The organism is Caulobacter sp. GW821-FHT09B11 (genome assembly GCF_059418205.1).
In genome coordinates this window covers 12,297-38,191 of record NZ_JBWKPK010000022.1, presented here as the reverse complement: position 1 = coordinate 38,191, position 25,895 = coordinate 12,297, and the positions used below count along the sequence as shown (strand labels likewise).

The following is a 25,895-nucleotide window of genomic DNA, read 5'->3' as shown; positions in this document are numbered from 1 at the left end:
GCTATCAGCGCTCCCCTTTAGAACGTTTGAGAACATCATGACCGCCCGGTGGACCCCCGCGACCTGGAGAGCCAAACCCGCCAAGCACGTGCCGACGGATTATCCGGACGCAGGCGCTGTCGAGCGGGTCGAGCAGACCCTCCGCCAGATGCCGCCGCTGGTCTTCGCCGGCGAGGCGCGCCGCCTGAAGAGCCTGCTGGGCGACGTGGCCGAAGGCCGGGCCTTCCTGCTGCAGGGCGGCGACTGCGCCGAAAGCTTCAAGGAATTCCACGCCGACAACATCCGCGACACCTTCCGCCTGATCCTGCAGATGGCGGTGGTGCTGACCTTCGCCGGCGGCAAGCCGGTGGTGAAGGTGGGCCGTATCGCGGGCCAGTTCGCCAAGCCGCGCTCGGAGCCGATCGAGACGATCGGCGAGACGACGCTGCCGTCCTATCGCGGCGACATCATCAACGGCATGGACTTCAACGAGGCCGAGCGCGTTCCCGACCCGGACCGCTTGCTGAAGGCCTACGGCCAGTCGGCGGCGACCCTGAACCTGCTGCGCGCCTTCGCCAGCGGCGGCTATGCCGACCTCTACAACATCCACCGCTGGACCCTGGGCTTCGTCGGCGACAGCCCGCAGGGCGCGCGCTACCGCGAACTGTCGGAGAAGATCTCCGAGGCCCTGACCTTCATGTCGGCCGTCGGCGTCACGCCCGACACCCAGCCCGACCTGAAGCGCGTGGAGTTCTTCACCAGCCACGAGGCCCTGCTGCTGGGCTTCGAGGAAGCCATGACCCGCGTCGACAGCACTTCGGGCGATTGGTACGACACCAGCGCCCACCTGCTGTGGATCGGCGAGCGCACCCGCCAGCTGGACGGCGCCCACATCGAGTTCATGCGCGGCGTTAAGAACCCGATCGGCCTGAAGTGCGGTCCGACCATGGAGGGCGACGACCTCCTGCGCCTGATCGACGTGCTGAACCCCAACAACGAGCCGGGCCGCCTGACGCTGTACGGCCGTTTCGGCTCGGACAAGATCGCCGACCGCCTGCCGCGCCTGATGAAGGCCACCAAGGCCGACGGCCGCTCGGTGGTCTGGGCCACCGACCCGATGCACGGCAACACGCTGAAGGCCTCGACCGGCTACAAGACCCGTCCGTTCGACCGCATCCTCAGCGAAGTGAAGACCTTTGTGGAAGTGGCCCATTCGGAAGGCGTCCATCCGGGCGGCGTGCACCTGGAGATGACCGGGCAGAACGTCACCGAATGCCTGGGCGGCGCCCGCGCCGTGTCGGAGACCGATCTGGCCGACCGCTACCACACCCACTGCGACCCGCGCCTGAACGGCGAGCAGGCTCTGGAGCTGGCGTTCCTGGTGGCCGAGAAGCTGAAGGCCGCCCGCGACGATCAACGCAAGGCCGCCAACGGCTAAGCACAGTTCGAGCTGACCTTAAGGGAAAGCTCGAATCCGAGACCAAAGGGGCCGCGTGGATCAGTTCCACGCGGCCCTTTCAATAGTGCCCTTACGGCATGGGAGACGATTTCGCCCTTGCGAGCGATTGCGTTTCGCAGATGCACACGCAAGACCTTCCAACGACTTGACCGCTAGCCCGGCGCTCTCCAATGGTTGTTTGAAGGGAGTGAATTTATGCGTCTGCAGGCCAAGTTGAAGCGGGAGTGGCGGTTCCTCAAGGGGCTGACTCGCACTCTGAAGCGCGTGAACTCGATAGCGCCGGACAGCGACAACCTGATCTGCGACGACCTCGAGGCCGCCGTCGACAAATGGAAGTCGAGCCCGGCGATCACCTTCGAGGGCAAGACGATCACCTATGGCGAACTCGACGCCATCGCCAACCGCTACGCCCACTGGGCGAAGGGGCAGGGGATCACGCGAGGCCAGACCGTGGCCCTCTTCATGCCCAACCGCGTCGAGTACCTGGCGATCTGGTACGGCCTTTCGAAGGTCGGTGTCGCCACCGCTCTCATCAATAACCAACTGACGGGCGCCGCGCTGGCGCACTGCCTCAACATCTCCCAGGCGCTGCACTGCATCGTCGATCCGGAGACCTCGCCCTGCTTCGAGCAGGTGAAGGACCAACTGGGCCGTCACATCCAGCAGTGGGTGCTGGGCCCGGTCCACGGCGACCAGCGCGACCTGGTCAACGCGCTGAAGAGCTGCAGCCAGCTGCGCCCCGACCGCGAGACCGCCCGCGGCGGCCTGACCGCCAAGGACACCGCCCTCTACATCTTCACCAGCGGCACCACCGGCCTGCCCAAGGCCGCGCGCATCACCCACATGCGCGCCCAGCTCTACATGCGCGGCTTCGCCGGCTCGACGGACTCGCGGGCCAGCGACCGCATCTACGTCACCCTGCCGCTCTACCACGCCACCGGCGGTCTCTGCGCCATGGGCGCGGGCCTGCTGAACGGCGGCAGCATCGTGCTGCGCAAGAAGTTCTCGGCCACCCACTTCTGGAGCGACATCGTCGCCGAGAAGTGCACCATGTTCGTCTATATCGGCGAGCTGTGCCGTTACCTCGCCAATCAGCCCGAGAACGAGTACGAGCGCGCCCACAAGATCCGCCTGATCTTCGGCAACGGCTTGCGCCCCGACGTCTGGGACGACATGCTCGACCGCTTCAAGGTGGGCGGCGTGCTGGAGTTCTACGGCGCGACCGAAGGCAACGTCTCGCTGTTCAACTTCGACGGCCGTCGCGGCGCCATCGGCCGGGTGCCGGGCTACCTGCGCAAGAAGTTCAACATCCGCATCGTCAAGTTCGACGTCGAGACCGAGACCCCGGTGCGCGGCCCCAACGGTTGCTGCGTCGAGGTCAAGCCCGGCGAGATCGGCGAATGCATCGGCCACATCGCCAGCGACGCCCGCTCCAACTTCACCGGCTACGCCGACAAGGCCGCCACCGAGAAGAAGGTGCTGCACGACGTCTTCGAAAAGGGCGACGCCTGGTTCCGCACCGGCGACCTGATGCGCCAGGACAGCGACGGCTACATCTATTTCGTCGACCGCATCGGCGACACCTTCCGCTGGAAGGGCGAGAACGTCGCCACCAGCGAGGTTTCCGAGCGCCTCGCCGGCTTCCCGGGCGTCAAGGAGATCAACGTCTACGGCGTGCCGGTGGGCGACCTCGACGGCAAGGCCGGCATGGCCTCGCTGGTCGTCGGCCCCGAGTTCGAGATCGACAACCTGGCGGAGTACGTCGACCGCGAGATGCCGGCCTACGCCCGTCCGGTGTTCGTGCGCCTGCAGCCCGAGATCGAGACCACCGGCACCTTCAAGTACCGCAAGATCGACCTGGTCCAGGAAGGCTTCGACCCGGCCAAGATCAAGGATCCGCTGTACTTCCGCGAACCCGGCAAGGGCTATGTGAAGATCACCAAGGCGGTGCACGCCAAGATCGTCGCGGGCGGATTCAAGCTGTAGCCTTGCCTCCGGCCGCCTCCCGCTTCCGTATCTCCTGCGAACGCGAGGGACGGATGCGGGCATGGATCTTCGAATGACGCGCCGGACGGGCCTCGCGGCCCTGGCGGCGGGCGTGGCTTCGGCCTGCTCGCCGCTGTCGCTGTTCGCCACCCTGACGCCCAAGGACGCGGCCACCGCTCCGCTGAGCGGGACGGCCTATGGCGGCCATCCGCGCCAGCGGCTGGACGTCTACGCCCCGCCGGGCGGGGTCCGGGGCGCGCCGGTGCTGGTGTTCTTCTACGGCGGGGGCTGGAATTCCGGCCGGCGCGCCGAATACGGCTGGGTCGGACGGGCGCTGGCGGCCCAGGGCTTCCTCGTCGTCGTGCCCGACTACCGGCTCTATCCCGAGGTGCGGTTCCCGAGCTTCCTGGAGGACGGCGCCCAGGCCGTGCGCTGGGCCGTCGATCACGCCGCCGGCCTGGGTGGGGATGCCTCCCGCCTGCTGCTGGCCGGCCATTCGGCCGGCGCCTATATCGCCGCCATGCTGGCGCTGGATGCGCGATACCTGCGGGCGGCCGGCGTCGATCCCGGCGCGGTGAAGGCCTTTGCGGGCCTTTCGGGGCCCTACGCCTTCCTGCCGCTGGACGGGGAGATCTCCACCCGCACCTTCGGCGGCGCGCCCGACCTGCCGGCCACCCAGCCGATCACCTTCGCCCGTCCCGACGCCCCGGCCGCCTTCCTGGCCACGGGCGAGGCCGACACCACCGTCCGCCCGCGCAACACCCGCAAGCTGGCCAAGGCCCTGCGCGACGCCGGCGTCACTGTGGAGGAGGAGGTCTATCCCGGCCTCGACCACGCCGCGCCGCTGCTGGCCCTGTCGCGGCCGTTCCGGGGAAAGGCGCCGGTGCTGGCGCGGATGACGGCGTTCCTGAAGGCGGCGGCTACGGCTGCGGCTGGGGCTGGGGCTGGCTAGCAGGCTCCACGCTCCACCACCAAACCACGCCTTCCTGGGCCTTGTGCCCAGGATCCATGCGTCGGCTTGCTCGGCGGATTCGAAGGAGATGAGGCGGTCTACGCCTCGCGGGCGGAACGCTGGGTCCTGGGCGCAAGGTCCAGGAAAGCAAAAGGGAAGGGCGATCGTCGCCTAGCTGCCGCACGTCCCCCCGTTCAGCTTGCGCTGATAGGCCTGGGCCAGGCTCAGATACGGCGGCAGGAAGGTGTGCAGCGCCACCGGCTTGCCGTCGGTCGTCACCCCCGCCAGGCCCGCCCGGATCTCGAAGTGCAGGTGGATGGTGGTGGCCGCGCCGCCGAAGTCGTTGGCCGCCTTGCCCAGCTTCTGGCCGGCGACGACGCTGTCGCCTTCCTTCACCGCCAGGGCCTCCATCTGCATGTGCAGGTAGCGATAGGTGCGATGGGGCGGGGCCGAGCCGACCAGGGTGACGGTATAGCTGCCGATGTCGGTGATGATCCCCGGTTCGGCCGCGACGGCCCAGTGCTGGTTCTTCTTGCAGGTGGCGGGGCGGATATCCTGGCCCTGGTGGCCGGTTCCCGAGCCGCCGCACAGCGGATTGGCGCGCGAACGGGCCTCGCAGAAGTTGTCGCGCCAGGGCAAGGCGTAATTCTCGCTGTCGCACTGGCCGCCGCCAGGACCCATGCCGCCGCCGTGGCCGTAGACCTGCGAGTTGGGATAGCCCGCCTCCATCAGCGGCCAGCACATGGCCGGCGCCCAGACGGTGCGGTCGAGATAGCCCGCGCCCTGGCCGGCCGGCAGCACGCCCGGCGGTCCGTGGGCGAAGGAGAGGCCGGCGTCCGGCTCGGCCGGAGCGGGCGGCGCGGTCTCGCCCGGCGGCAGGGGCTCGTCGGCGGCCTGTTCCGACCCGCCGTCGGCGGGCGCGTCGTCGCTGGTCGGGGCCGAGGGCGCGGTCGAGGCCGGGGTCTTCACTTCGCCGCCGGTTCCGGCGGCGGGCGGATCGTCGTTGCAGGCGGCCAGCAGCAATACGGCGAGGACCGGCAGGAGCGGGGAGGGGCGCATCGCGTTCAGCCTCCCAGCCCGGCTTCGGCCCGGGCCGCCGCGCCCAGCACCACGGCCGTGGTCTTGCCGACCAGACCCAGCAGGTAGTTGTCGTCGGCGCAGCGCAGGTCGCCCGGCGCGTCGCAGCGCACCTCGACCGTGTAGAGCACGCCGTAGCGCACGAAGCTGGCCAGCTGGCCGTCGACGGTGCGCTGCACCGTCAGGCTCTCGGGCCCGACCTCGACCTTGAGAGGCTTAGCGATCGGGATCACCGCCGTCGTGCCGCTCAGCGACACGCCCGCGCCCTTCGCGTCGGCGGTGATCGTGTAGTAATCGCCGAAGGAATAGATCCGCGCCCCGGCCGTCAGCTTGGGATCGAGCGGCAGCAGGATCGGCACGCGGGTGCGGTCGACCGCGGCCCGGTCGAGATTGCCGGCCAGGGTGTCGCCGGCCCCGCCGGTTCGCCGCAGGCCGCCGACCGCGCCCTGCCAGTCCACCGCCCCGCGCGGACGGGCCACGGTCGTCGCCGCGGCCACGGGCGCGCGCGTCCCCGGGATCGCCGCGCCGGTCGCCGGGTCCACTCTCGTCTGGGAAAACGCGACCCCCAGGCCGGCCGCCGCGACCAGTCCGGCCGCCAGAGCCAGCCCCATCTTCGTCCGCATGAACGCCCCCTCGCATCACGCCGTTACGCGACCTTAGCCGAGAGGCGGGCTGCTGTTAACCATTCCCGTGCTGCGCTGCGATTGAACGCGAGCGTCTTCCTGTCTATATGGCCCTGACTGAACGCGGGTCATGTGTGTGGCGACCTCGCGAAATCCCAGTAGTTCAAGAAGATAAGAAGGGGCGTCGCCATGCTTCTGACCATGATGAAGGCCAAGCTGCACCGCGCCACGGTGACCCAGGCCGACCTCGACTACGAAGGCTCTATCGCCATCGACCGCGACCTGCTGGACGCCTCGGGCATCCTGCCCAACGAGCAGGTCGACGTGCTCAACATCACCACCGGCGCGCGCTTCACCACCTACGCCATCGAGGCCCCGCGCGGCTCGAAGGTGATCGGCGTCAACGGCGCCGCCGCCCGCCTGGTGCAGAAGAACGACACCGTCATCGTCGTCACCTACTGCCAGATGCCGGCCGAGGAGGCGCGCAACTACGCCCCCACTGTCGTGCTGCTCGACGAAGGCAACGTCATCAAGAAGGCCGCCTGATGCGGTCCGGCGCCGTCCTGGTTCTCCTGGCCGGCGCGCTGGCGCTGTCCGGCTGCGGCCCCAAGCTGCCCAAGAGCGTCGATCAGGACGCCCTGACCCAGTATGTCGGCAGGGCCATCGGCTCGGCCTCGACCTGCGTGCTGGTCGCCGACGCCAGGGGCAAGACCGTCTGGACCGGCGGCGGCTACGTCACCTGCGCCCGCAACCTGCCGACCTGCGAAGGCAAGGTGACGACGGCGCAGGACGTGCTGAAGGCCAATCTGTCCGGCGAGGCCCGCTTCCTCAGCTGCGACAGCGCCGGCGCCAACACCGTCGGCTGGGCTATGGGCCCGGTCCCGGCAGGCAAGGGCCGCCAGCCTTCCGGCCTGCGCTACCTCGCCGTCATGGAGGGCGAGCGCGCCCTGCCGGGCATCGAGATCCAGGACCGCGTCGAGCGGGCCTTCGTCCGCGCTGGGTTCTAGATCCTCCAACTCCCGTCACTACCGCCACAAGGGCGGGAATGACGGGAAAATGGGAAATGTGGTCCTCATCCCTAGAGCCTGTCGAAGGACGAGGACCACGCGACAGTCTTTACTGGCGCGCCTCGTAGGTCGCGCTGACCTCGATCCGCACCTTCAGTTCGCCGCCCGAGATCGCCGTCGAATCGGCCATCTCGCGCTTGGCCATGGCGAACATCGGCACGGGCTGCGGGGAGGGCGTGTAGCCGCCGGCCTCGTTCAGGCTGACCAGGCGCACCACCTTGTAGCCCGTGGCCCGGGCGTAGAGGTCGGACTTGGCCTTCAGGGCCTCGACCGCCTTCACGCGCGCGGCGTCCTCGGCCTTCTGCGGGTCTTGCAGGCCAAAGCTGATGCCGCCCACGGTGTTGGCCCCGGCCGAGGCGGCCGCATCGATCGTCTGGCCCAGCTTGGAAAGGTCGCGCGCCAGGATCGTCACCTGGTTGCTGGCCTGGTAGCCGGTCAGGCGCGGCGGCTGGTTCTGCTCGTAGACGTACTGCGGATTGACGTTGAGGTTCGAGGTCTGGATGTCGCGCTCGGCGACGCCGGCCTTCTTCAGCGCCGCGAGCACCTTGTTCATCGCCGCGCCGTTGGCCGACAGGGCCGCCTGGGCGCTGGCGCCTTCGGTCTGCACGCCCAGGGTGATGGTCGCCATGTCCGGCGCGATCACCGTCTCGCCCGTGGCCGACAGGTTGAAGGTGGTGGCGCGGAACGCCGCGTCGTTCGCGCTCTGGGCGCTCGCGGGCAGGGCCGACAGGGCCAAGGCGGCGACGCCGAAAGAGGCGATAGCCAGGGCGTTCGTGCGGGTGCGGGTCATGCTCGTTCTCCAGCGAGGGACAGGACGCCACAGTGCGTCGCCCCTCGGTTGGTTCCCGTGTCGCAAACTCAACCTGAACCGCACCTTTAAGCCGCGTGCAGCCCATGCTAATCGACCCGTCCTCGCCCGCGCCGACTCTGCTGTTCCGCGCGGTCCCTGGGGGCCTGTAGCTCAATGGTTAGAGCCGACCGCTCATAACGGTCTGGTTGGGGGTTCGAGTCCCTCCAGGCCTACCACCCTCGCCACGTTGCTGGGCTTGAGAGCCGGTTAGTCCTCCGCGGAGATGATATCCCTCGCGAGCATGATTGCGTTGACGATCATGCTCGCGGCCGGGACGCCGGTGCTCCCGCCGTAGCTCCTCATGTCCGACCTGGACCCATATCCATCGACGTAAACGGTTTGGGTCAGGGTCCGCGTACCGGAGACGATGCGCTCGCACGAATAGGTCTTGCCGCCGTGGTCGACGGTGAAGGTGTATCTGCTCATGGTGACGCTAGTTAGGGCGCGCGGCTCGCGGCGCAAGGGCCTGGGAGATCGAGGGCCTGGGAGATCGAGGGGCTGGGAGGTCCGCCCCCTCAGCTGTGGCTGCCCAGGTACTTCCGCACCTCCTCGGCCGACACCCCCGCGTGTTCGACGGCGGTGTGCAGCTGTTCCTCGCTGACGCCCAGGGTTTCGGTCCAGTAGCGGACGGTGCGGGGCTCTTCGAGATCGATGGCGTCGCGCTGCGGGGTGGCCGCGCGTTGCTCGGCCCGGGCCGGGAGGTCGGGCTTGCGGGCGGGCGGGATGATCTTGGTCGGATCGGCGTCGGGCATGGCTGGCCTCCTATCCGCTAGGAAGCCGTAGCGCGGCCGGACGTTCCCTTTTCCCTGCGGCCGCCGCCTCGCCTCCGGGGGGCGGGGAGGGGCGAGGCGGCGGTCGGGCGGCCGTCTTGGGGGAGAGGCGAGGCCGCGAGGATCGGTCGACGCCGCGGTGAGGCGCTCGACCGACAGGGCCATACTGGCGACTGGGCGGCGCCCAGGATTGGAGGCCGTCTCCGGCTTTTGTCGAAAGCAGGCGCATCCGTTGCGGCTTTCAGCCTGATACGAGCGTTTTTCTGCGATCGGCGGGGTGCGACATGTTGCCCCTGCAACGGATCCGGACTTTGCGGAAAAGGGCGAAAATCCGCTCTTGCGGCCAAGCTTGGATAACAGCGGTCAAAAACCGATGTTTCCCTTGCTGACTCAATCTTTCCGCGTCCCGAAAGTGGACCGATCTCCACTTTCGATAGAGGCGTGTATCGAAATTCTCCGCCTGGGCGAGTGAACCTGTGCGGCGGGCCGTCGCATCCGACCCCTAATACACGTTAATCACTCGGCAATGGCGAGCGCAGCAAGTCTTACGCGAGTGAAAACCTGTTCGAATTTCCAGAAGGGGCGGCCGGACATGAAAAAAATAGCGACTTCAGTTTTCGTCATTGGAACCCTGGCGGTCATGACGATGTCTGGTTCGGCGACGGCAGCCACGGCGTCGAGTTCCTTTCAGGTCAACTTGACCATCCAGGGCGAATGCAAGGTGCAGTCGGCCTCTAATCTGAGTTTCGGGTCGCACGGCGTCATCGATTCCAACATCGACACCACCAGCACCATCGGCGTTCAGTGCACGAACTCCACCCCCTACACCGTCGCCCTGAGCGCCGGGGCGGGTACGGGCGCCACGGTGGCCGCGCGGAAGATGACCAGCGCCGCCAACGACACGGTGGGCTACGGTCTCTACCGCGACGCGAGCCGCACCCAGGTGTGGGGCGTCACCCAGAACGTCGACACCCAGGCCGGCACCGGCAACGGGGCCGTGCAGTCCTACACCGCCTATGGCCGCGTCTCGGCCCAATCCACCCCCGCCCAGGGCGCGTACAGCGACCTGGTCGCGGTGACGATCACCTACTGACATGCGCGCGGTCGCTCTCCTGGCCGGTCTGGCCCTGGCCGCGCTCGGCGGCGCGCATGCGACCGCCGCGTCGCTGCGCGTCAGCCCGGTGAGCCTGGACCTGCCCGCCGGCCAGAACGCGACCACCCTGACGCTGCAGAACGACGACGCGACGGCCTTGAACGTCCAGATCCGGGTCTTCCGCTGGACCCAGGCCAACCGTCGCGACGTGCTGGTGCCCGCCACCGGCGTCGTCGTCAGCCCGCCGATCGCCAAGGTCGATCCTGGCGCCAGCCGCACGGTGCGGGTGGTGCGCCTCGACGGCCGCCCGCCGGAAGGCGAGGAGTCCTACCGTCTCATCGTCGACGAACTGCCGCCGCCCCTCAGCGAGGCCGGCCGGCAGGTGACGCTCCTGATGCGCCATTCCATTCCCCTGTTCTTCGGTTCCGGTCGCGAGCGGCCCAGGATCGAGTGGCGCCTGCAGCCGTCCGAGGACGGCGGCGCGGCCCTCGTCGGGCGCAACACCGGAACCCGTCGCCTGCGCCTGGCCAACCTGCGCATCGGCGACGCCAGCGGCGCGGTCCTTGCCGAACGCAAGGGCCTTGTGGGTTATGTCCTGCCCGGAGCGGAAGTCTCCTGGCCCGCGGGGGCGTTCCAGCCCGCCGCCGGCGTGCGGCTGATCGCCGACACCGACACCGGGCCAATCGATGCGCCGCTCAAGAGCGACTGAAGCGGTCGCCCTCAGCCTCGCCTTCGCCGCCTTGGGACCCTCGGCTCTCGCTCAGGACCTGCCCTTGCCCGACTTGAAGGCGGTCGAGACGATGCGTGAAGACCTTCAGCTGGAAGTCTGGATCAACGGACGCAACACCGGCCTGGTGGCCGCCGTCGCGCGCGAGGCCGACGGCCGGCTGGAGATGCGCGCCGACGAGATGCAGGCCGTGGGCCTGAGCGCCAGCGGCGTGGGGCTGGTGGACCTGTCCGCGATCCGCGGGCTGTTGGCCGCCTATGACGACATCGGCCAGCGGCTGATGGTCACCGCCGACATCGACCTGCTCGCCGTCCAGCGCTTCAACCTGGCCGTCCGCCGCGACGCCGCGGGGGCGCCGCGCCAGGACCTGGGGGCGGTGCTCAACTACGTGTTTTCGGCCGACGGCGGCCAGATCGACCAGAACGACGGCCTGGGCGTGGACTCGCTGGGCCTGGCGCTGGACGGCCGGGTCTTCGGCCGGTTCGGGACGCTGTCCAGCAGCCTCGCCGCCAGCCGGGTCGGCGACACGGAGCGGATCGTGCGGCTCGACACGACGTGGTCCTGGTACGAGCCCCGGCGGATGATGGGCGTGAAGGCGGGCGACTACATCAACGGCGGCTTCGCCTGGACGCGCCCGATCCGCATGGCGGGCTTCCAGCTGCGGCGCGACTTCGCCACGCGGCCAGACATCGTCACCATGCCGTCGCCGCGCCTGGCGGCCACCGCCGCCGCGCCCTCGACGCTGGAGCTCTACGTCAACGACACCCGGATCCTCAGCCGGCCCGTCGGCGCGGGGCCGATCGAGATCGACGGCCTGCCGCCGGGCCAGGGCTATAGCGACGTGCGCCTGGTCCTGGCCGACGCGGCCGGGCGGCAGGTGGCCGTCAGCGCGCCGTTCTTCGCCACGCCGCTGCTGCTGCGCAAGGGCCTGGCCGACTTCTCGGCGGAGGCCGGCTTCGCTCGTCGAGGTTATGGCGTCGAGACCGCCGACTACGCCGGCTCGCCCATCGCCTCGGCCAGCCTGCGCTACGGCCTGCGCGACGCCCTGACGGTGGAAAGCCATGTCGAGGCCGGGGCGGGCCTGATCCAGGGCGGCGGCGGCCTGACGGCGCAGGTCGGCGGCCTGGGCGTGGTGTCGGGTTCTTTCGCCGCCAGCCGGACCGACGACCAGAGCGGCGCGCTGGCGGCCGTGGTCTTCGACAGCCGCTTCGCCGGCTTCTACCTGTCGGGCATGAGCATGCGCGCCACGGCGGGCTATCGCGACCTGGCCGCCGTCACCTCGCGGCCCTCGTTCTATCGCAACTGGAAGATGGGCGGCGACGAGCCGCCGCGCGCCATCGACCAGCTCACCGTCTCGACGCCGCTGCGCCTGGCCCTGCTGATGCGCAAGGGCGACGCGCCGGTGGCCAGCGTCTCCTACAGCGCCCAGACCGCCGCCGCCGGCCCGCGCCGGCAGGTGTGGAGCGGCTCGCTGCGCCATACCTTCGGCGAGCGGCTGACCGCCTACGCCACCGGCTATGTCAGCCAGGGCGAGCGACGCGACGCGGGCGCCTTCCTGGGCCTGTCGGTGCCGCTGGGGTCGCGCACCTCCTCGTCGGCCGGCGTGCAGGTGCAGGGAAGCGACACCACGGCCTTCGTCGAAGCCAGCCGGGCCGAGACCCAGGCCGACGGAACCTACGGCTGGCGGGCCCGCATCGAGCAGGGCGCCCGCCAGGGTTTCGAGGGGCAGGCGGCCTATCGCGGCCGCAACGCCCGGGTCTCGGCGGCCGCCCAGTACGCCGATGGCGCGGTGCGCGGCCAGCTTCAGGTCGACGGCGCGGTGGCCTGGCTCGGCGGCGGCGCGGCGACCACCAACCGCCTCGAAGGCTCGTTCGCCCTGGTCGAGGTCGGCGCGCCGGATGTCCCGGTGCTGTACCAGAACCAGAAGGTCGGCCGCAGCGATCGCAACGGCCGGCTGCTGGTGCGCAATCTCGAGGCCTTCGACGTCAATCGCCTGTCGATCGACAGCCAGGACCTGCCGCTGGAGCTGGAGGCCGCCCAGACCGAGCGCAGCGTGGTCCCAATGGCCAACGGCGGCGCGATCGTCCGCTTCGGCGTCGGCAAGAGCCCGCCGGCGGTGCTGCTGACCCTGCGCCGCCCGGACGGAAGCTTCGTTCCGCCCGGCGCCGAGGTGATCCGCGCCGGTGTCGCCGAGCGGGCCATCGTCGGCTACGACGGCCAGACCTTCCTGACCGGGGTGAGCGAGGACGCCGACCTGCGCGTTGTCGTCGAGGATGGAAACGAATGCGCCGCGCGCCTGGTGATCGGCGCCGCCAGCGAGGGAGGCCGGCATGTGGTCGACGCCGTCTGTCGTTAGCCCCTGGCGGGCGCGCTTCGTCGCGCTGGCCGGCCTGCTGGTCGCCGCCTTCGTCTGGTTCGGCGCGCCGTCCTCGGCCCAGGCCGCGGCCAGCTGCACGGCCTCTGTCACCAGCGTCAATCTCGGCTCGACCCTCAGCCCGCTGACGGCGGGGACGGTGGACGCCACGGCCAACCTCAACTTCAGCTGCACGGGCCTTGGGTCGCTGCTGAGCTATTCGCTGTGCCCCAATCTCGACGCGGGCTCGGGGGGCAGCGACGGCGCGGGCCAGCGCTACATGGTCGGGCCGGGCGGAGCGACGGTGGCGTTCCAGATCTATCAGGACGCCGGCCGCACCCAGACCTGGGGATCCTCGTCGCTGCTGGTGTTCGGCACGGTGCCGACCATCACCGCCAGCCCCGGCACGGGGACCTCGATCAACGTCAACCAGACCGTCTATCTGAGGCTGACGACCACGACCACGACGGTTCCCGGGGCCTATTCGACCAGCTTTTCCGGCCAGAACTTCTTCTGGGGCCTGAACCTGCTGACCTGCGCCGGCGTCACCATCGGCTATGCCGTCGTGCCGGCGACCTTCACCTTCAGCGCCACCCTGATCCCCGACTGCACGATCTCGACCGGCAATCTCAGCTTCGGCAGCGTCGGGGTGCTCAGCGCCGCCAAGGACGCCCAGAGCGGCATGTCGGTGACCTGCACCAAGGACACGCCCTATGCCATCGGGCTCGACAACGGCCAGCAGGGAACCTCGGCCACGGCGCGGCGGATGAAGGCGGGAGCCGCGTACGTCACCTACGGCATCTACCAGGACGTCGCGCGCGGCTCGCCGTGGGGATCGACGGCGGGCCAGACGGCCGGCGGAACCGGAACGGGCGGGGCCCAGCCGCTGACGCTCTATGGCCGCGTGCCGGCCCAGACCACGCCGGCCCCGGCCTCCTACGGCGACCAGGTGGTGGCGACGGTCACCTACTGACGAGATCCCTGGACAGGTCCCAGGCGAAGGCCTCGCCCTCGAAGCACTCAGCGCCTCGCCCGATGGCCTCGATCGCCGCCGACATCAGTCCTTCGCGTCCCAGCGCCGCGTCGGCCAGGGCGACCATCAGCCGGTTGGGCGTGGCCGAGGGCGACAGGCGGCGCAGGGCCTGGGCCAGTTCCGCTTCGTCGCGGTCCGGGCGTCGGGCGCAGGCCAGGATGAAGGCCGCCGCGGTGGAACGGCTGACCCCGGCGTAGCAGTGCAGCAGCAGCGGCCGCTCGCCGGTCCAGCCCTCGGCGAAGGCCAGCAGGGCGGCGACCATGGCCGCGTCCGGCGCGACGAGGTCGGGCCGGGGCTCGGCGATGTCGTGGAACGCCAGATGCAGCCGCTCCACGCCCTCGAAAGGCGGCGGCTCGGCGGCGGGCGACAGCAGGCTGACGAGGTGCGAGGGGCTATGCGCCGCCAGCTGTTCGTCCAGCCGGCTGAGCGGGCAGACGGCCAGGATCACGCCAGCACCGCCGCCAGGCCCAGCAGCGCGCCCAGCTCGGCGACCTGCTCGATGCCGCCCAGCACGTCGCCGACATAGCCGCCGATCAGCCGGCGCGACAGCAGGGCCAGGGCGATGGCAAGGACGGCGGCCAGCGCCAGGGCGGCGACAGCGGCGGCCGGCGGCGCCAGCAGCAGCGGCCACAGGCCCAGAACGGCGGCGACCAGCACCTCGACCGGCTTCACGCCGTCTGGCGCGGGCTTGTACTTGGCGTCGGCGCGGTCGCTGACGTGGGGCAGGACGGCCATGGCGGCGACGGCCGCCACGCGTCCGACGCCGTGGGCGGCCAGCAGGGCCAGGGCGGCGTGCAGGGGCGTCAGCGTCGCCAGGGTCGCGGCCTTGGCGCCCAGCACCACGACCAGGGCCAGGACGCCGTAGGTCCCGACCCGGCTGTCCTTCATGATCTCCAGCCGCCGCTCGCGGGTCTGGCCGCCGCCCAGGCCGTCGGCGGTGTCGGCCAAGCCGTCCTCGTGGAAACCGCCGGTCAACAGGAAGCCCGCGCCCAGGGCCAGGATCGCCGGAACCCAGCCGCTCCACACCTGGCTCGCGCCCAGCAGCACCAGGGCGCAGAGCCCGCCGACCATCAGCCCGACCAGCGGGTAGTAACGCGCCGAGCGGGTGATCCAGTCGGGCTCGAAACCGCGCAGGGGCGGGGTGGGCAGGCGCGTCAGGAACTGCACCGCGCAGAGCAGCAGCTGGACCTGCCGGCCCATCATCCCAGCACGTCGGCGAGGTCGGCGACCTCGGTCAGCAGATTGGCGGCCGCCGCCAGCAGGGGCGCGGCCAGCGCAGCGCCCGTGCCTTCGCCCAGCCGCAGGCCAAGGTCGAGCAAGGGCTTCGCGCCCAGGGCCGCCAGCATGGCGCCGTGACCCTTCTCGGCCGAGCCGTGGGCGAAGACGCAGTAGTCGAGGGCTTCAGGGACGAGGCGCACGGCCGCCAGGGCCGCGGCTGTGGCGATGAAGCCGTCCACCAGCACCGGCCGCCGGCGCGCGGCCGCGCCCAGCACCGCGCCGGCCATCATGGCGATCTCGCAGCCGCCGAACTGCGACAGCACGGCGAAGGGCTCGGTCGCGTCGCTGCGTGCGGCGGCGCGGGCGATAGCGGCGGTCTTGCGGGCCAGACCGGCCTCGTCGTGGCCCGTGCCCTGGCCGACGCAGGCTTCCAGCGGGGCCGGCGCCAGCCGGTGCATGACCAGGGCCGCGGCCGAGCTGTTGCCGATGCCCATCTCGCCGATGGCCAGCACGTCGGCGCTCTCCAGCGCGCGGCCGACGATCTCGATCCCGCGCGTCAGGGCCAGGGTCGTCTCCTCCGGCGTCAGCGCGGCTTCGCGGGAGGCGTTGCGGGCGCCCAGGCGCACCTTGGCGTCGATCAGGTCGGGATGGGCGGGCAGGTCGGCGGCGACGCCGGCGTCCACCACCTTCACCGTCACGCCCGTCGCCTTGGCGAAGGCGTTGACGCTGGACCGGCCGCTCAGGAACAGGCCGACCATCGCCACGGTGACGCTGGACGGATAGCTGGAGACGCCTTCCTCGGTCAGCCCATGGTCGCCGGCGAACACCAGCAGGGCCGTGCGGGCGGCGCGGGGCGAGAGGCGGTCCTCGATCAGGCCCAGCTGGACGGCCAGGTCCTCGATCCGGCCCAGCGACCCTGGCGGTTTGGCCTTGCCGTCGAGCCTGGCGCGCAAGCTCGCTTCCAGGGCGCGGTCGACGGCGGGGATGGCGGGGGGCGTGAAGGTCATTGCACAAGTCTCCAGCCGGCGGCGCAGGCCAGGGCCACCAGCAGCCACAGCAGGGCGCAGGCCCGGCGATAGATCTGCAGGCCCCGGCGCAGGTCGGTCAGGTCCGGCGCGCGGCCGTCGCCGAAGCTCGGGCGCTCCGTCGTCTCGCCGTCATAGCGTGCGGCGCCGCCCAGCTTGACGCCCAGGGCGCCGGCCATGGCGGCTTCCGGCCAGCCGGCGTTGGGCGAGGCGTGCTTGCGGGCGTCGCGGCGCATGACGTCCCAGCCCTTCCAGCCCGCGCCCAGGCAGATCAGCAGGCCGGCCAGCCGCGCCGGGACGAAGTTCATCACATCGTCGGTTTTGGCCGCCGCCCAGCCGAACGAGCGCCAGCGCGGCTCCATGTGGCCGATCTGGCTGTCTGCGGTGTTCACCGCCTTGTAGGCGAAGAGGCCGGGCAGGCCGAACAGGGTCAGCCACGAGGCGGGCGCCACGACCCCGTCGTTGAAGCTCTCGGCCAGGCTCTCCAGCGCCGCCGCGGTGATCCCATGCAGGTCCAGCTCCTCGACGTCGCGGCCGACGATCTTGCCGACGGCGAGGCGGGCGGCGGGCAGGTCGCCGGCCTCCAGCGGGTCGAGCACGGCCATCACGTGCTGGTGCAGGCTGCGCTGGGCCAGGCCCAGGGTGGCCAGCAGAGCGATCGCCAGGGTCGCCAGCAGGCCGCTGTCGAACATCGACTCCAGCGCGCCGCCGATCAGCACCGCGCCGAGGATCAGCAGCGCCACGGTGACGACGCCCAGCTCCCGGCGGCGCAGCTCCGAGGTCTCCGGCCGGTTCCAGCGCCGTTCCAGGGCGTCTATGGCCTTGCCGATCCAGGTCACCGGATGGGGTATGACCGCGTGCAGGCTCGCCGGATAGCCGACCAGGGCCTCGATCACGAGGGCCAGCGGAGGGGCGAGCAGCAGCGGTTCAGCCATGGCGTCCGACCAGTTCGATCAGCGGGCCGGTCTGGCCCTCCACCAGCCTTGCCGTGACTCCGTAGGCCCTGGCCAGGACATCCGGGGTCAGGGCCTCGCGCGGCGGGCCGTCGGCGATCAGCCGTCCGTCCACCAGCACCAGCACCCGATCGGCCAGGCGCGCGGCCACGGCCAGGTCGTGCAGGGTCATGACCACGCCCTGGCCGTCCCTGGCGGCGAAGTCGCGCATCAGGTCGACGGCGTCCAGCTGGTGGCCGGGGTCCAGCCCCGCCAGCGGCTCGTCGGCCAGCAGCCACGACGGCTCGCCGGCCAGCACGCGGGCAAACAGGGCCCGGCCGCGCTCGCCGCCCGACAGGCTCTTGACCTCGCGCAGGGCCAGGTCTTCGAGGTGGGTCTGTTTCAGGGCCCTGGCCACGGCCAGACGGTCGGCCTCTGAAAGGCCCCGCGCGCCGCTGTGCGGCGTGCGGCCAAGGCCCACCAGGGTCTCGACGTCGACGGCCCAGGCCACCTCCGGCGTCTGCGGCAGGAAGCCGATGCGTCGGGCGCGCTCGCGATGCGCCAGGGAGGCCAGGGGCGCGCCGCCCAGAGAGACGCCGCCGGCGTCCGGCTTGCGCAGGCCCGCCAGGCACGCCAGCAGGGTCGACTTGCCCGCGCCGTTGGGGCCGACCACGGCGGTGACTTCGCCGGGGCGGAAATCCGCGCTGACGCCTTGCAGCACCGCGCGGCCGCCCAAGGCGACAGTCAGGTTCTCGGCCGAAAGGATGTCGCCAGAGAGCGGGGGGATCATGCAAGCCTCCGGCGCATGGTGATCAGGAGGGCCAGGAAGAACGGCCCGCCGACGGCGGCGGTGGCCACGCCCAGCCGCATCTCGGCCGCCGAGGGGGTCAGGCGCACGACGATGTCTGCCGCCAGCACCAGGGCCGAGCCGGCCAGGGCCGAGGGCACAAGCAGCGCGCCCGGCCGGTGCCCGACCAGCGGCCGCACCAGGTGCGGGGCGATCAGGCCGACGAAGCCGATCAGGCCGGTCACCGCCACGCTGGCGCCCGAGGCGACGCCGACGCCGACGGCCAGCAGCACCCGCACGGCCGACAGGTTGACGCCCAGGGCCGTAGCCCCGGTCTCGCCCAGGGTCAGGGCGTCCAGCGAGCGGGGCAGGGTCAGCAGCACTGCCAGGCCCGCCACGATCAGCGGCACGGCCAGGCGCACCTCTTCGACGCTGCGGTCGGCCAGCGAACCCAGCAGCCAGCTGATGATTTCCTGCGCCGCCCAAGGGTTCGGAGCCAGCGACAGGGCGAGCGCGACGCCGGCGCTGGCCACGGTGTTGAGGATCACGCCGGCCAGCAGGAAGGTCACCGCGCCGCCGGTCGTGCCGGCCAGGGCCAGCATCAGGCCGACGCCGACCGCCGCGCCCAGCACCGCGCAGGCCGGCAGCAGCCAGGTGGCGGTGAAGGCCAGGCCCAGATAGAGGCTCATCACCGCCCCCAACGCCGCCATCGACGACACGCCCAGCACGCCCGGGTCGGCCAGCGGGTTGCGGGTGTAGCCCTGCATGGCCGCGCCCGACATGCCCAGGGCCGCGCCGATGGCCACGGCCAGCACGGTGCGCGGCAGGCGCAGTTCGAAGATGATCGCCCAGCGCGGGTCCGATTGATCGACCCAGGCGCTCCACGGCGCCCAGACGCGGCCGCTCATCAGAGACAGCCCGAAGAGGACCGCGACGGCCAGCAGCAGGCCGGCGATCAGCAGAAGGGTGCGGCGATTGTGGCTCATGCTCGGGCCTCAAGGGCGTGGCGGCGGGCGGCCGCCAGGGTCGCGGCGGTGTGGATCAGGGTCGGGCCGCCGCAATAGAGCAGCCGCTCGGGGAAGGTCTCGCGGGTCATGCGATGGCTCACCTTGGCGAGGGCGGGGTGGTTGAGCATCCGCTCGGCCCAGGTCGGGGCGTCGGGGCGGGCCTGTCCGGCCAGCAGCACCTGCGGCGGATCGGCCAGCAGCCGCTCCAGCGGGACATTGCCCCACTTCTTCAGGCCGTAGCGGCTAGCGACATTCCGAAATCCCGTGCGGGTCAGCATCTCGTCGACCAGCGTGCCTTCGCCGGCCGCGAAGCCGTTGGGCTGGAAGACCAGCGCCTCCAGCGGCCTGGAGCCCGGCGGCGGGGCGGCGGCGGCCAGGGCCTGGTCGATCCGCGCGATCAGCGCCTCGCCGCGTCTGGGATTGCCGGCGGCGGCGGCGATGCGGCGGATGTCTTCCTGGTTCTCGGCCCAGCTGTTGGGCACCTTGAAGAGCTCGGCCCGCACGCCCAGCCGCTTCAGCGCCGCGCGGGTGGCGGGCGAGGAATGGGCCGCGCTCAGCACCACGTCGGGCCGCAGCGCGATCACCTCCTCGGCGCTCTCGTAGGTCATCGGATAGGACTTGGCCCGCTCGGCGATGCTCGATTGCTGCGGATCGCGGGCGTAGTGGCTCAGCGCCGCGATCTGGTCGCGGTCGGCGACCTCGACGAGCACGCCGTCCAGGCAGGGATTGAGGGAGACCAGGCGCGGCTTCTGGATCGGCGCCCAGGGCGCGGACGCCCCAAGGCCGACAGTAAGGCCTGCGCCCAGAGCGACACGCCTGCTGAAACCAGTCAAAATTCCACCCCGCGCTGGGCCTTGAAGCCCTGCTCGAAGGGATGCTTGACCAGGGTCATCTCGGTGACCAGGTCGGCGATCTCCAGCAGTTGCGGCTTGGCGTTGCGGCCGGTCAGGCAGACGTGCTTGTCGTTGGGGCGGGCCTTCAGCGTCTCCACCACCTCGTCGATGTTGAGATAGTCGTAGCGCAGGGCGATGTTGATCTCGTCCAGCAGCACGAAGTCGAGCGTCGGATCGGCGATCATCGCCTTGGACTCTTTCCAGGCGGCCTTGGCGGCGGCGACGTCGCGCTCGCGGTCCTGGGTGTCCCAGGTGAAGCCCTCGCCCATGACGCGGTAGCGAACCTGGTCGGGAAAGCGGCTGAAGAACAGGCGCTCGCCGGTCTTCCACTTGCCCTTGATGAACTGCACCACGCCCACCTGCATGCCCCAGCCCAGCGAGCGGGCGACCATGCCGAAGCCGGCCGAGGATTTGCCCTTGCCGTCGCCGGTGTGAACCAGCAGCAGACCCTTCTCCAGGGTCTTGGTCTTCATCAGCTCTTCGCGCTCGGCCTTGAGGGCGCGCATCGCCTCGGCGTGCTGCTCGTTGGCGTTGTCGCTCATTGCTGGATCTCCAGGGCGGCGGCCAGGCGCGCCCAGTCGGCGTCGAAACCGGGCAGGCCGAACCGTAGCAGGCTCGGGTCGTGATCGAAGGGGCGGGTGAGGATCCCGGCGCGCGCCAGGGCCTCGAAGCGGACGGTTGCGTCGGCCGCACGGGCCAGGCGGAACAGGCTGGTCCCGCCGAGCACCTCGAAACCGGCGCCGACAAGCAGGGCGTCCAGCCGCGCGGCGTCGTCGGCCAGGCTGGCGCGCGTCGCGTCGGCCCAGGCGGCGTCTGGATAGGCGGCCAGGCCCGCGGCCAGGGCCGGGGCGGAGAGGGGCCATTCGCCCAGGGTGTCGCGCAGACGCCTGGCGAGCGCGGGACGGGCGATCACGAAGCCCAGGCGCAGGCCCGCCAGGCCGTAGAACTTGCCGAACGAGCGCAGCACGATCAGCCGCTCATGGCCGGGCGCACCGGCGAAGGCCGCGACCGACAGCGACGGCTGGCACTCGACGAAGGCCTCGTCGACCACCGCGCCGCGCTGGCCCAAAGCCAGCACCGCCTCGGGCGCCAGGCTGCGGCCGTCGGGATTGTTGGGGTTCACCACCACGCAGAGGTCGGCTTCGTCCGGGTCGGCCACGACCTCGGAACCGACGCGCCGCCAGGCGAGCGGATGGCTGGAATAGGTGGGAACCGGCAAGCTCACGCGGCCGCGCGGCAGGAGCTTGGGCAGCAGGCGGATCGCCGTCTCGCTGCCGGGTACGGCGACGACGCGAGCGGAGTCATCGACGCCGAAGGCCCGTGCGGCCACGGCCTCCAGCCGCGCCAGGTCGGCCGGATCGGGCAGTCGGCCCCAGTCCTCGAAGGCCTGGCGCGGAACCGGATAGGGGCGGGGATTGATCCCCGTCGACAGGTCCAGCCACGGCGCGGGCGCGTCAGGAAAACGCACCCGCGCCGCCGCCAGGCGGCCGCCGTGTCCGGAAAGGGACGACGGCGAGCCGTTCATCAGAACTTCGCCCGGACGCCGGCGAAGGCGCCGCGGCCCACCGAGCCGTAGCGGTAGATGGTCTGGTATTCCTTGTCGAAGAGGTTCTCGACGCGGCCGAACACCTCGAAGGTGTCGTTCAGCGGATAGGCGGCCCGCAGGTCGAAGAGGGCGTAGCTCTTCAGGCGGCGGGCGTTGGTGGCGTTGTCGTAGCTCTCGCCCACGTACTGCACCGAGACGCCGGTGGTCAGGCCGCTCTTCCAGTCATAGTCGGCGTTCAGGTTGGCCGTTTCGCCGGCGCGGCGCGGAAGGCGCTTGCCGTTGTTGGCGGCCGAACGGTTGATCGGGTCCATGTTGGTGTAGTTCGCCGTCACCTGCAGCGACGAGGTCACCTCGATGGTGGTCTCCAGCTCCACGCCGCTGGTCTCCGTCTTGGCGAAGTTGGCGTAGCCGCCGTAGTTGGGCGGGGTGTTGTTGGAGACGTAGTCGATCTGGTTGGTGATGTCGCGGTGGAACCAGGTCAGGCCCGCGCGCACCCGGCCGTTCAGTACGCTGTGCTCGACGCCCAGGTCGACGCTTTCCGACTCCTCGGGCTTCAGGTTCGCATCGCCGTAGATGCTGTAGAGCTGGTACAGCGACGGGGCCTTGAAGCCCTCGCCGTAGTTGGCGCGGAACACCGTCACGCCGCCGTTGGGCGAATAGGACGCGCCGGCTTGGTAGACCGTGGCGTCGCCGAAGGCCGAGTGGTCCTCCCGGCGCACGCCGCCGGTCAGGGTCAGGCCTTCGAGCGGCTGGGCGCGCAGGTGCAGGTACAGGCTGTCGGTGCGCGCGGCGTGGCTGTCGGGCTTGGGGTTCGGTTCCCATTCCGACGGCGAGGCGGTGCGGAACCACGAGCGCTCGGTCTCGGCGCCGAAGGTTGCGCGGAGGATCTCGCTGACCTGCCAGGTCCCCTGGTACTCGAAGCGCTTGTTGGTGCCGCGGGCGTCGAAGGTCTTGGGGACCGACGAGCTGGGATCGAAGTTGTCGCGGTCGGTCTGGGTGTAGCCGAAGCCGAGGCGGTTCTTCAGCGCGCCGTCGAAGGCGCTCAGGCGCACGCCGGCGTAGCTGACCAGTTCCTTGGTCTTGCCGTACTCGGGGCTGTCGGCGAAGGCGTAGAGCGGGGCGGGGAAGCCGTCGAACTCGTTCTTCGAGGCGGCGTACGACGTGCGCAGGTCGACGGTGGCCCAGTCGGTGACGTTCAGGTCCAGGCGGCCGCTGACCCCAGCGTTGCGGTAGCCGTCCTTTTCCTTGCCGCCGTACGACTTGCCGAAGGCCGAGACGCCGTCGGTAGTGTAGTAGGCGCCGGCGATCCGCCAGCCGCCCCAGTCGCCGCCGGCGCTGAGCGCGGCGTTGCCGTAGGCGGTGTCGCGCGAGCCGACCTCGGTCGCCAGCTGGGTGGTCAGCGGGCCGCTGGGCGTGGCGGTCAGCAGGTTGACGACGCCGCCGATGGCCTGGCTGCCCCACAGGGTCGACTGCGAGCCGCGCAGCACCTCGATGCGGTTGACGTTGCCGGCCAGCAGGGTGGCGAAGTTGTAGCCGCCGCCGGTCGAGGACGGATCGTTCAGCTTGACGCCGTCGATCAGCACCACGGTCTGGTCGGTCTCGGCGCCGCGGATGCGCAGCTGGGTCGTGCCGCCGACGCCGCCGTTGCGGGTGACGGTGACGCCCGGGGTGCGCGACAGCAGGTCGGAGATCACGACGGCCTGGGCCTTCTTCAGGGCCTCGGCGTCGATCACGGTCATGCTGGTCGAGACTTCCGACAGCTTTTCAGGCTCGCGACCGGCGGTGACCACCACCTGATCGACTTCGGCCACGGCCGTATCGGCGAAAGCCAGGCCAGGCAGGGCCAGGGCGGGAACTGCGGCCGCGAGGGCCAGCAGGGAAACAGGGCGCATGTCATTCCTCCGTGCGCGACAAGAAGGAGCGTGTTCTGGTGAACACGCCCGGACCGAAGCGTCGCCATGCGGGAAGACCCGATCGTACGGCGCACCCCGGCCGGACGAAGGACGACTGCGACAGGCAGGTCTCCTGGCTCGCGGGTCATCGTTGCTGCGCGTCGCCTTCCCAGCTCTTTTCCGAGGAACAGACCCAGTGGCGTGTGACGCGCGAACTCGCCGCTTACAGTTGCGGGGGCAGCCCGGGTTTCACACCCGAGTTCCCTTTTCATCCTCTTTGGGAGGAACCTGTCGCGCCGGCTGGACTATAGGGTGCGCTGCACACCGTCAATCTGGAGTTCCCCGTTGTCACTGACACTCGTTCTGGGCGGCGCGCGTTCGGGTAAGAGCGCCTTCGCGCAAGGGGCGGCCGAGGCGATGGCAGCCGCGGTCGGCGTCCGGCCGGTGATGATCGTCACCGCCCAGGCCTTCGACGCCGAGATGGAGGAGCGCATCGCCCGCCACCAGGCCGATCGCGGCCAGGCCTGGACCACCCTGGAGGCGCCCTTCGATCTCGTTTCCGCCTTGCGCGGCCTGCCGTCGGGCAGCGTGGCGGTGGTCGATTGCCTGACCCTTTGGTTGACCAACCTCATGCTGGCGGAAAAAGATCTCTCGACCGAAGCGGCAGCGCTGGTCGCGGCGGCCTCGGCCGTCGACGGCGAACTCTGGCTGGTGTCCAACGAGGTCGGCTGGGGCGTCGTGCCCGACAACGCCTTGGCCCGCAGGTTCCGCGACGAGGCCGGCCGTCTGCATCAGGCCCTGGCGGCCGTCGCCGACGCCGTTGAACTGGTCGTCGCTGGGCTAAGCCTGCGGATGAAGTGATTCTCGGCGCTCCCGCCCCGATTGCTCAACTTTCGGCGATGCGACGATTGCGCACGCTGACACCGGGGGCGCAGGCATGGTTAAGACCTATTTACACATTCGAATTCACTTAATTCGACGGGCGGGCTGCCATGCGACGGATCCTCATCGCCGAAGACGACATGCTGCTCGGCGGCGTCTACGAGATCCTGCTGGAAGAGGCGGGTTTCGAGGTGCTGTGGAGCCGTGACGGCCAGGAAGCGCTGGAAGCCTTCGAGGCCTTCGCGCCCGACCTGCTGATCACCGACAACGCCATGCCGCGCATGACCGGCGCCGAACTGATCCGTTCGCTCGAAGGGCGGGGGACGCCGGTGCTGATGGTCTCGGCCAGCGATCCGCGCGTGCTGAAGGTCGAGCCCGACCTGTGGCTCGAAAAGCCGGTGACGCCGGCCAGGCTGCTGTCGGCGGTGCGCGCCATGGAGCGCGCCGGCGTTCAGGCCGCGGCCTGAAGTCCCAGCGCGACGGCGGTCGCCAGAAGTCCAAGACCCAGACCCCAGGCCGCGCACAGGGCCAGGGTCGGATGGCGCTGCCACCATCGGGGATGGGGAACGCCGGTGATGGTCTTGTCGGTCATGCGGTCGCCTCGCGTGGTCGTCGACCAACCAACGCGAGACGACCCGCCTTTAGTTCCGTTTAGCCGCCGAAGCCGCGCGAGCCGCCGCCGAAGCCGCCGCGCGAGATGACGCTGCTGCGGCTCTGCACGCGGGTCGGCGCCTCGTAGCGCGAGGGGGCGTCGAAGCTGTCGCTGCGCACCCGGCTGCGGCCCGAGAGATAGTCGCGCGACACCGGATAGCCCGAGCCGCTGTAGTAGGTGCCGTCGCGGTCGCGGTACATCGGCGCGCCGCGATAGCCGCGGTTGTTCATGCCCTCGAGCGCCTGGCCGATGATGAAGCCGGTCAGCAGCGGGGTGAAGAAGCTGCCGCCGCCATTGGCCTGGCTGCGCGGCACGCACTGGTCGACGCCGTAGCGCTCCTCGCAGCTCTGCTGGTCGGAGAACTTGGGCGCGTTCTCGGCGCTGGCCTTCTGGGCTTCGTCATAGGCCGTCTGGCACTGGTCGGCCGTGAAATCGCCCGAGGCCTTGCACTCGTCGAGATTGGCGAAGCTGGAGGCGTCGACCTTCTTGCCCGAGACGGCCGCCGGCGGGTCGCCCCACTGGGTGGCCGAGCCGGGATCGCCGCACGCGGACAGGGTGAAGGCCGAGCCGGCCATCAGGCCCGTCAGGGCCACGGCGCTGGAGCGCTTGCGGCGGCGGGACGGGGCGGGGGAGTGGGCGTTCATGTCCGGCCTCACGAGGTCATGCAGGCGGCGTTCAGCAGGCCGACGGCCAGCGAGATCGAAGCCAGATAGACGCCGGCGGCGACCTCGGCCTTCTCGATCCGGTCGATCAGGTCCTTGAGCACCGTGAACCGCACCAGGGTGAAGGCGGCGATCTGGATGACGGCGGCCAGCAGGGCCCAGGCGGCGAACTCCAGCAGGCTGACGGTGTGGCTGAGCGCGGACGCCAGCGGCAGCACGTAGCCGACCACGGCGCCGCCCAGGGCGATGGCGGCGGCGACGTTGCCCTCGCGGATCAGCTTGGCCTCGTTGTAGGGCGTCACCGCCTGGTAGACGATCTTGAAGATCACCGTGAACACGCCGGCGGCGACGAAGGCCACCAGGAAGGCCAGGGCGCTTTCGCCGAAGGCTTGGACGTCGAACATCTCTAGTTTCCCCTATGGACCTTGGT

At 70.5% G+C, this 25,895-nt stretch carries 30 protein-coding genes, 1 tRNA gene and 1 riboswitch; of the genes, 12 read left to right on the top strand and 19 right to left on the bottom strand.

Annotation, left to right across the window (positions count from 1 at the left end; translation table 11 throughout):
- The first annotated feature begins 37 nt into the window (after nucleotides 1-37).
- From AC07N1_RS16710 to AC07N1_RS16700, 3 genes are all read left to right on the top strand, one after another.
- Nucleotides 38-1,417 (top strand): class II 3-deoxy-7-phosphoheptulonate synthase, encoded by a 1,380-nt coding sequence (locus AC07N1_RS16710; protein ID WP_494672821.1) that lies wholly within the window; start codon nucleotides 38-40, stop codon nucleotides 1,415-1,417.
- Between the two features lie 216 nt (nucleotides 1,418-1,633).
- Nucleotides 1,634-3,424, top strand: a complete 1,791-nt coding sequence (locus tag AC07N1_RS16705) for a long-chain-acyl-CoA synthetase (protein WP_494672820.1) — start codon at nucleotides 1,634-1,636, stop codon at nucleotides 3,422-3,424.
- 73 nt (nucleotides 3,425-3,497) lie between these two features.
- Nucleotides 3,498-4,376, top strand: a complete 879-nt coding sequence (locus tag AC07N1_RS16700; RefSeq protein WP_494672819.1) for an alpha/beta hydrolase — start codon at nucleotides 3,498-3,500, stop codon at nucleotides 4,374-4,376.
- A 171-nt stretch (nucleotides 4,377-4,547) separates the two neighbouring features.
- Here AC07N1_RS16700 and AC07N1_RS16695 read toward each other — a convergent pair whose 3' ends face one another.
- Together AC07N1_RS16695 and AC07N1_RS16690 are read right to left on the bottom strand one after the other, a co-directional pair.
- Nucleotides 4,548-5,435: a M23 family metallopeptidase gene (locus AC07N1_RS16695; protein ID WP_494672818.1), complete on the bottom strand. Its 888-nt coding sequence runs from the start codon at nucleotides 5,433-5,435 to the stop codon at nucleotides 4,548-4,550.
- A gap of 5 nt (nucleotides 5,436-5,440) precedes the next feature.
- Entirely contained in the window at nucleotides 5,441-6,076 is a 636-nt protein-coding gene (locus AC07N1_RS16690; RefSeq protein ID WP_494672817.1) for a hypothetical protein, read from the bottom strand.
- A 189-nt stretch (nucleotides 6,077-6,265) separates the two neighbouring features.
- Between AC07N1_RS16690 and panD the strand changes: the two genes are divergently transcribed.
- Nucleotides 6,266-6,622, top strand: coding sequence for an aspartate 1-decarboxylase (panD, locus tag AC07N1_RS16685; protein ID WP_165256208.1), 357 nt, complete (start codon nucleotides 6,266-6,268; stop codon nucleotides 6,620-6,622).
- Nucleotides 6,622-7,083, top strand: a complete 462-nt coding sequence (locus tag AC07N1_RS16680) for a hypothetical protein (protein WP_494672816.1) — start codon at nucleotides 6,622-6,624, stop codon at nucleotides 7,081-7,083. The genes panD and AC07N1_RS16680 overlap by 1 nt, the downstream gene beginning before the upstream one ends.
- Before the next feature lie 109 nt (nucleotides 7,084-7,192).
- Here AC07N1_RS16680 and AC07N1_RS16675 read toward each other — a convergent pair whose 3' ends face one another.
- A complete protein-coding gene (locus AC07N1_RS16675) occupies nucleotides 7,193-7,933 on the bottom strand; it encodes an SIMPL domain-containing protein (protein ID WP_494672815.1) in 741 nt (246 codons plus the stop codon).
- Between the two features lie 160 nt (nucleotides 7,934-8,093).
- Here AC07N1_RS16675 and AC07N1_RS16670 point away from each other — a divergent pair.
- A tRNA-Ile gene (locus AC07N1_RS16670) sits at nucleotides 8,094-8,169 on the top strand.
- A 31-nt stretch (nucleotides 8,170-8,200) separates the two neighbouring features.
- On the opposite strand, the gene AC07N1_RS16665 is transcribed toward AC07N1_RS16670, so the two are convergent.
- The 3 genes from AC07N1_RS16665 to AC07N1_RS16655 all read right to left on the bottom strand — a co-directional run bounded on the left by AC07N1_RS16665 (nucleotide 8,201) and on the right by AC07N1_RS16655 (nucleotide 9,435).
- On the bottom strand, nucleotides 8,201-8,419 hold the full coding sequence (locus AC07N1_RS16665) for a hypothetical protein (RefSeq protein WP_494672814.1): 219 nt from the start codon (nucleotides 8,417-8,419) through the stop codon (nucleotides 8,201-8,203).
- 89 nt (nucleotides 8,420-8,508) lie between these two features.
- A complete protein-coding gene (locus AC07N1_RS16660; RefSeq protein WP_494672813.1) occupies nucleotides 8,509-8,745 on the bottom strand; it encodes a DUF3606 domain-containing protein in 237 nt (78 codons plus the stop codon).
- Nucleotides 8,746-9,279: 534 nt separating this feature from the next.
- Nucleotides 9,280-9,435, bottom strand: a complete 156-nt coding sequence (locus AC07N1_RS16655; protein WP_494672871.1) for a hypothetical protein — start codon at nucleotides 9,433-9,435, stop codon at nucleotides 9,280-9,282.
- Here AC07N1_RS16655 and AC07N1_RS16650 point away from each other — a divergent pair.
- From AC07N1_RS16650 to AC07N1_RS16635, 4 genes are all read left to right on the top strand, one after another.
- Nucleotides 9,404-9,856, top strand: a complete 453-nt coding sequence (locus tag AC07N1_RS16650) for a Csu type fimbrial protein (protein WP_494672812.1) — start codon at nucleotides 9,404-9,406, stop codon at nucleotides 9,854-9,856. The two genes, AC07N1_RS16655 and AC07N1_RS16650, sit on opposite strands and share 32 nt — an antisense overlap.
- A 1-nt stretch (nucleotide 9,857) precedes the next feature.
- Nucleotides 9,858-10,565: a fimbrial biogenesis chaperone gene (locus AC07N1_RS16645; protein ID WP_494672811.1), complete on the top strand. Its 708-nt coding sequence runs from the start codon at nucleotides 9,858-9,860 to the stop codon at nucleotides 10,563-10,565.
- Between the two features lie 64 nt (nucleotides 10,566-10,629).
- Entirely contained in the window at nucleotides 10,630-12,939 is a 2,310-nt protein-coding gene (locus AC07N1_RS16640; RefSeq protein WP_494672810.1) for a fimbria/pilus outer membrane usher protein, read from the top strand.
- On the top strand, nucleotides 12,914-13,909 hold the full coding sequence (locus tag AC07N1_RS16635; RefSeq protein WP_494672809.1) for a Csu type fimbrial protein: 996 nt from the start codon (nucleotides 12,914-12,916) through the stop codon (nucleotides 13,907-13,909). The genes AC07N1_RS16640 and AC07N1_RS16635 overlap by 26 nt, the downstream gene beginning before the upstream one ends.
- On the opposite strand, the gene AC07N1_RS16630 is transcribed toward AC07N1_RS16635, so the two are convergent.
- Genes AC07N1_RS16630 through AC07N1_RS16585 form a run of 10 tightly spaced genes read right to left on the bottom strand, consistent with a single transcriptional unit; the run spans nucleotide 13,899 to nucleotide 23,269 of the window.
- Entirely contained in the window at nucleotides 13,899-14,417 is a 519-nt protein-coding gene (locus AC07N1_RS16630; RefSeq protein ID WP_494672808.1) for a tyrosine phosphatase family protein, read from the bottom strand. The two genes, AC07N1_RS16635 and AC07N1_RS16630, sit on opposite strands and share 11 nt — an antisense overlap.
- Nucleotides 14,414-15,172 carry an adenosylcobinamide-GDP ribazoletransferase gene (cobS, locus tag AC07N1_RS16625; protein ID WP_494672807.1) on the bottom strand — a complete coding sequence of 253 codons (759 nt, stop codon included), beginning with the start codon at nucleotides 15,170-15,172 and terminating at the stop codon, nucleotides 14,414-14,416. Before cobS ends, AC07N1_RS16630 begins: the two co-directional genes overlap by 4 nt.
- Nucleotides 15,169-16,194, bottom strand: coding sequence for a nicotinate-nucleotide--dimethylbenzimidazole phosphoribosyltransferase (gene cobT / locus AC07N1_RS16620; RefSeq protein ID WP_494672806.1), 1,026 nt, complete (start codon nucleotides 16,192-16,194; stop codon nucleotides 15,169-15,171). Before cobT ends, cobS begins: the two co-directional genes overlap by 4 nt.
- Nucleotides 16,191-17,147 carry an adenosylcobinamide-phosphate synthase CbiB gene (gene cbiB / locus AC07N1_RS16615; protein WP_494672805.1) on the bottom strand — a complete coding sequence of 319 codons (957 nt, stop codon included), beginning with the start codon at nucleotides 17,145-17,147 and terminating at the stop codon, nucleotides 16,191-16,193. The genes cobT and cbiB overlap by 4 nt, the downstream gene beginning before the upstream one ends.
- On the bottom strand, nucleotides 17,140-17,934 hold the full coding sequence (locus AC07N1_RS16610; protein ID WP_494672804.1) for an ABC transporter ATP-binding protein: 795 nt from the start codon (nucleotides 17,932-17,934) through the stop codon (nucleotides 17,140-17,142). The genes cbiB and AC07N1_RS16610 overlap by 8 nt, the downstream gene beginning before the upstream one ends.
- Nucleotides 17,931-18,917 carry a FecCD family ABC transporter permease gene (locus tag AC07N1_RS16605; RefSeq protein ID WP_494672803.1) on the bottom strand — a complete coding sequence of 329 codons (987 nt, stop codon included), beginning with the start codon at nucleotides 18,915-18,917 and terminating at the stop codon, nucleotides 17,931-17,933. Before AC07N1_RS16605 ends, AC07N1_RS16610 begins: the two co-directional genes overlap by 4 nt.
- The gene (locus AC07N1_RS16600) at nucleotides 18,914-19,771 is read right to left on the bottom strand and encodes an ABC transporter substrate-binding protein (RefSeq protein WP_494672802.1); all 858 of its coding nucleotides are present in this window, start codon (nucleotides 19,769-19,771) and stop codon (nucleotides 18,914-18,916) included. Before AC07N1_RS16600 ends, AC07N1_RS16605 begins: the two co-directional genes overlap by 4 nt.
- A complete protein-coding gene (gene cobO / locus AC07N1_RS16595) occupies nucleotides 19,768-20,373 on the bottom strand; it encodes a cob(I)yrinic acid a,c-diamide adenosyltransferase (protein WP_494672801.1) in 606 nt (201 codons plus the stop codon). Before cobO ends, AC07N1_RS16600 begins: the two co-directional genes overlap by 4 nt.
- Complete coding sequence (cobD, locus tag AC07N1_RS16590) at nucleotides 20,370-21,356, bottom strand: threonine-phosphate decarboxylase CobD (protein WP_494672800.1); 987 nt, start codon at nucleotides 21,354-21,356, stop codon at nucleotides 20,370-20,372. Before cobD ends, cobO begins: the two co-directional genes overlap by 4 nt.
- Nucleotides 21,356-23,269 carry a TonB-dependent receptor plug domain-containing protein gene (locus tag AC07N1_RS16585; protein ID WP_494672799.1) on the bottom strand — a complete coding sequence of 638 codons (1,914 nt, stop codon included), beginning with the start codon at nucleotides 23,267-23,269 and terminating at the stop codon, nucleotides 21,356-21,358. The genes cobD and AC07N1_RS16585 overlap by 1 nt, the downstream gene beginning before the upstream one ends.
- A 106-nt stretch (nucleotides 23,270-23,375) precedes the next feature.
- A riboswitch (cobalamin riboswitch) is annotated at nucleotides 23,376-23,576 on the bottom strand.
- A gap of 38 nt (nucleotides 23,577-23,614) precedes the next feature.
- On the opposite strand from AC07N1_RS16585, the gene cobU reads away from it, so the two are divergent.
- Nucleotides 23,615-24,130 carry a bifunctional adenosylcobinamide kinase/adenosylcobinamide-phosphate guanylyltransferase gene (gene cobU / locus AC07N1_RS16580; RefSeq protein ID WP_494672798.1) on the top strand — a complete coding sequence of 172 codons (516 nt, stop codon included), beginning with the start codon at nucleotides 23,615-23,617 and terminating at the stop codon, nucleotides 24,128-24,130.
- A gap of 131 nt (nucleotides 24,131-24,261) precedes the next feature.
- Nucleotides 24,262-24,618 carry a response regulator transcription factor gene (locus AC07N1_RS16575; protein WP_494672797.1) on the top strand — a complete coding sequence of 119 codons (357 nt, stop codon included), beginning with the start codon at nucleotides 24,262-24,264 and terminating at the stop codon, nucleotides 24,616-24,618.
- Here AC07N1_RS16575 and AC07N1_RS16570 read toward each other — a convergent pair.
- From AC07N1_RS16570 to AC07N1_RS16560, 3 genes are read right to left on the bottom strand one after another with little or no spacing between them, the layout of a single operon-like run.
- Nucleotides 24,603-24,743, bottom strand: a complete 141-nt coding sequence (locus AC07N1_RS16570; RefSeq protein ID WP_494672796.1) for a hypothetical protein — start codon at nucleotides 24,741-24,743, stop codon at nucleotides 24,603-24,605. The genes AC07N1_RS16575 and AC07N1_RS16570 overlap by 16 nt on opposite strands.
- 59 nt (nucleotides 24,744-24,802) lie before the next feature.
- The gene (locus AC07N1_RS16565; protein WP_494672795.1) at nucleotides 24,803-25,447 is read right to left on the bottom strand and encodes a DUF1190 domain-containing protein; all 645 of its coding nucleotides are present in this window, start codon (nucleotides 25,445-25,447) and stop codon (nucleotides 24,803-24,805) included.
- An 8-nt stretch (nucleotides 25,448-25,455) separates the two neighbouring features.
- Complete coding sequence (locus AC07N1_RS16560; protein WP_487291575.1) at nucleotides 25,456-25,869, bottom strand: DUF350 domain-containing protein; 414 nt, start codon at nucleotides 25,867-25,869, stop codon at nucleotides 25,456-25,458.
- Nucleotides 25,870-25,895 lie beyond the last annotated feature (26 nt).

Bases quoted from the DNA above. Each gene is read 5' to 3' on its own strand.
- cobT (WP_494672806.1), bottom strand. From the start codon at position 16,194: ATGACCTTCACGCCCCCCGCCATCCCCGCCGTCGACCGCGCCCTGGAA.
- AC07N1_RS16605 (WP_494672803.1), bottom strand. From the start codon at position 18,917: ATGAGCCACAATCGCCGCACCCTTCTGCTGATCGCCGGCCTGCTGCTG.
- cobS (WP_494672807.1), bottom strand. From the start codon at position 15,172: ATGATGGGCCGGCAGGTCCAGCTGCTGCTCTGCGCGGTGCAGTTCCTG.
- AC07N1_RS16570 (WP_494672796.1), bottom strand. From the start codon at position 24,743: ATGACCGACAAGACCATCACCGGCGTTCCCCATCCCCGATGGTGGCAG.
- panD (WP_165256208.1), top strand. From the start codon at position 6,266: ATGCTTCTGACCATGATGAAGGCCAAGCTGCACCGCGCCACGGTGACC.
- cobD (WP_494672800.1), bottom strand. From the start codon at position 21,356: ATGAACGGCTCGCCGTCGTCCCTTTCCGGACACGGCGGCCGCCTGGCG.
- AC07N1_RS16660 (WP_494672813.1), bottom strand. From the start codon at position 8,745: ATGCCCGACGCCGATCCGACCAAGATCATCCCGCCCGCCCGCAAGCCC.
- AC07N1_RS16635 (WP_494672809.1), top strand. From the start codon at position 12,914: ATGTGGTCGACGCCGTCTGTCGTTAGCCCCTGGCGGGCGCGCTTCGTC.
- AC07N1_RS16610 (WP_494672804.1), bottom strand. From the start codon at position 17,934: ATGATCCCCCCGCTCTCTGGCGACATCCTTTCGGCCGAGAACCTGACT.
- AC07N1_RS16675 (WP_494672815.1), bottom strand. From the start codon at position 7,933: ATGACCCGCACCCGCACGAACGCCCTGGCTATCGCCTCTTTCGGCGTC.
- AC07N1_RS16665 (WP_494672814.1), bottom strand. From the start codon at position 8,419: ATGAGCAGATACACCTTCACCGTCGACCACGGCGGCAAGACCTATTCG.
- AC07N1_RS16680 (WP_494672816.1), top strand. From the start codon at position 6,622: ATGCGGTCCGGCGCCGTCCTGGTTCTCCTGGCCGGCGCGCTGGCGCTG.
- AC07N1_RS16710 (WP_494672821.1), top strand. From the start codon at position 38: ATGACCGCCCGGTGGACCCCCGCGACCTGGAGAGCCAAACCCGCCAAG.
- cobO (WP_494672801.1), bottom strand. From the start codon at position 20,373: ATGAGCGACAACGCCAACGAGCAGCACGCCGAGGCGATGCGCGCCCTC.
- AC07N1_RS16565 (WP_494672795.1), bottom strand. From the start codon at position 25,447: ATGAACGCCCACTCCCCCGCCCCGTCCCGCCGCCGCAAGCGCTCCAGC.
- cbiB (WP_494672805.1), bottom strand. From the start codon at position 17,147: ATGGCTGAACCGCTGCTGCTCGCCCCTCCGCTGGCCCTCGTGATCGAG.
- AC07N1_RS16650 (WP_494672812.1), top strand. From the start codon at position 9,404: ATGACGATGTCTGGTTCGGCGACGGCAGCCACGGCGTCGAGTTCCTTT.
- AC07N1_RS16695 (WP_494672818.1), bottom strand. From the start codon at position 5,435: ATGCGCCCCTCCCCGCTCCTGCCGGTCCTCGCCGTATTGCTGCTGGCC.
- AC07N1_RS16690 (WP_494672817.1), bottom strand. From the start codon at position 6,076: ATGCGGACGAAGATGGGGCTGGCTCTGGCGGCCGGACTGGTCGCGGCG.
- AC07N1_RS16700 (WP_494672819.1), top strand. From the start codon at position 3,498: ATGACGCGCCGGACGGGCCTCGCGGCCCTGGCGGCGGGCGTGGCTTCG.
- AC07N1_RS16585 (WP_494672799.1), bottom strand. From the start codon at position 23,269: ATGCGCCCTGTTTCCCTGCTGGCCCTCGCGGCCGCAGTTCCCGCCCTG.
- AC07N1_RS16560 (WP_487291575.1), bottom strand. From the start codon at position 25,869: ATGTTCGACGTCCAAGCCTTCGGCGAAAGCGCCCTGGCCTTCCTGGTG.
- AC07N1_RS16575 (WP_494672797.1), top strand. From the start codon at position 24,262: ATGCGACGGATCCTCATCGCCGAAGACGACATGCTGCTCGGCGGCGTC.
- AC07N1_RS16705 (WP_494672820.1), top strand. From the start codon at position 1,634: ATGCGTCTGCAGGCCAAGTTGAAGCGGGAGTGGCGGTTCCTCAAGGGG.
- AC07N1_RS16645 (WP_494672811.1), top strand. From the start codon at position 9,858: ATGCGCGCGGTCGCTCTCCTGGCCGGTCTGGCCCTGGCCGCGCTCGGC.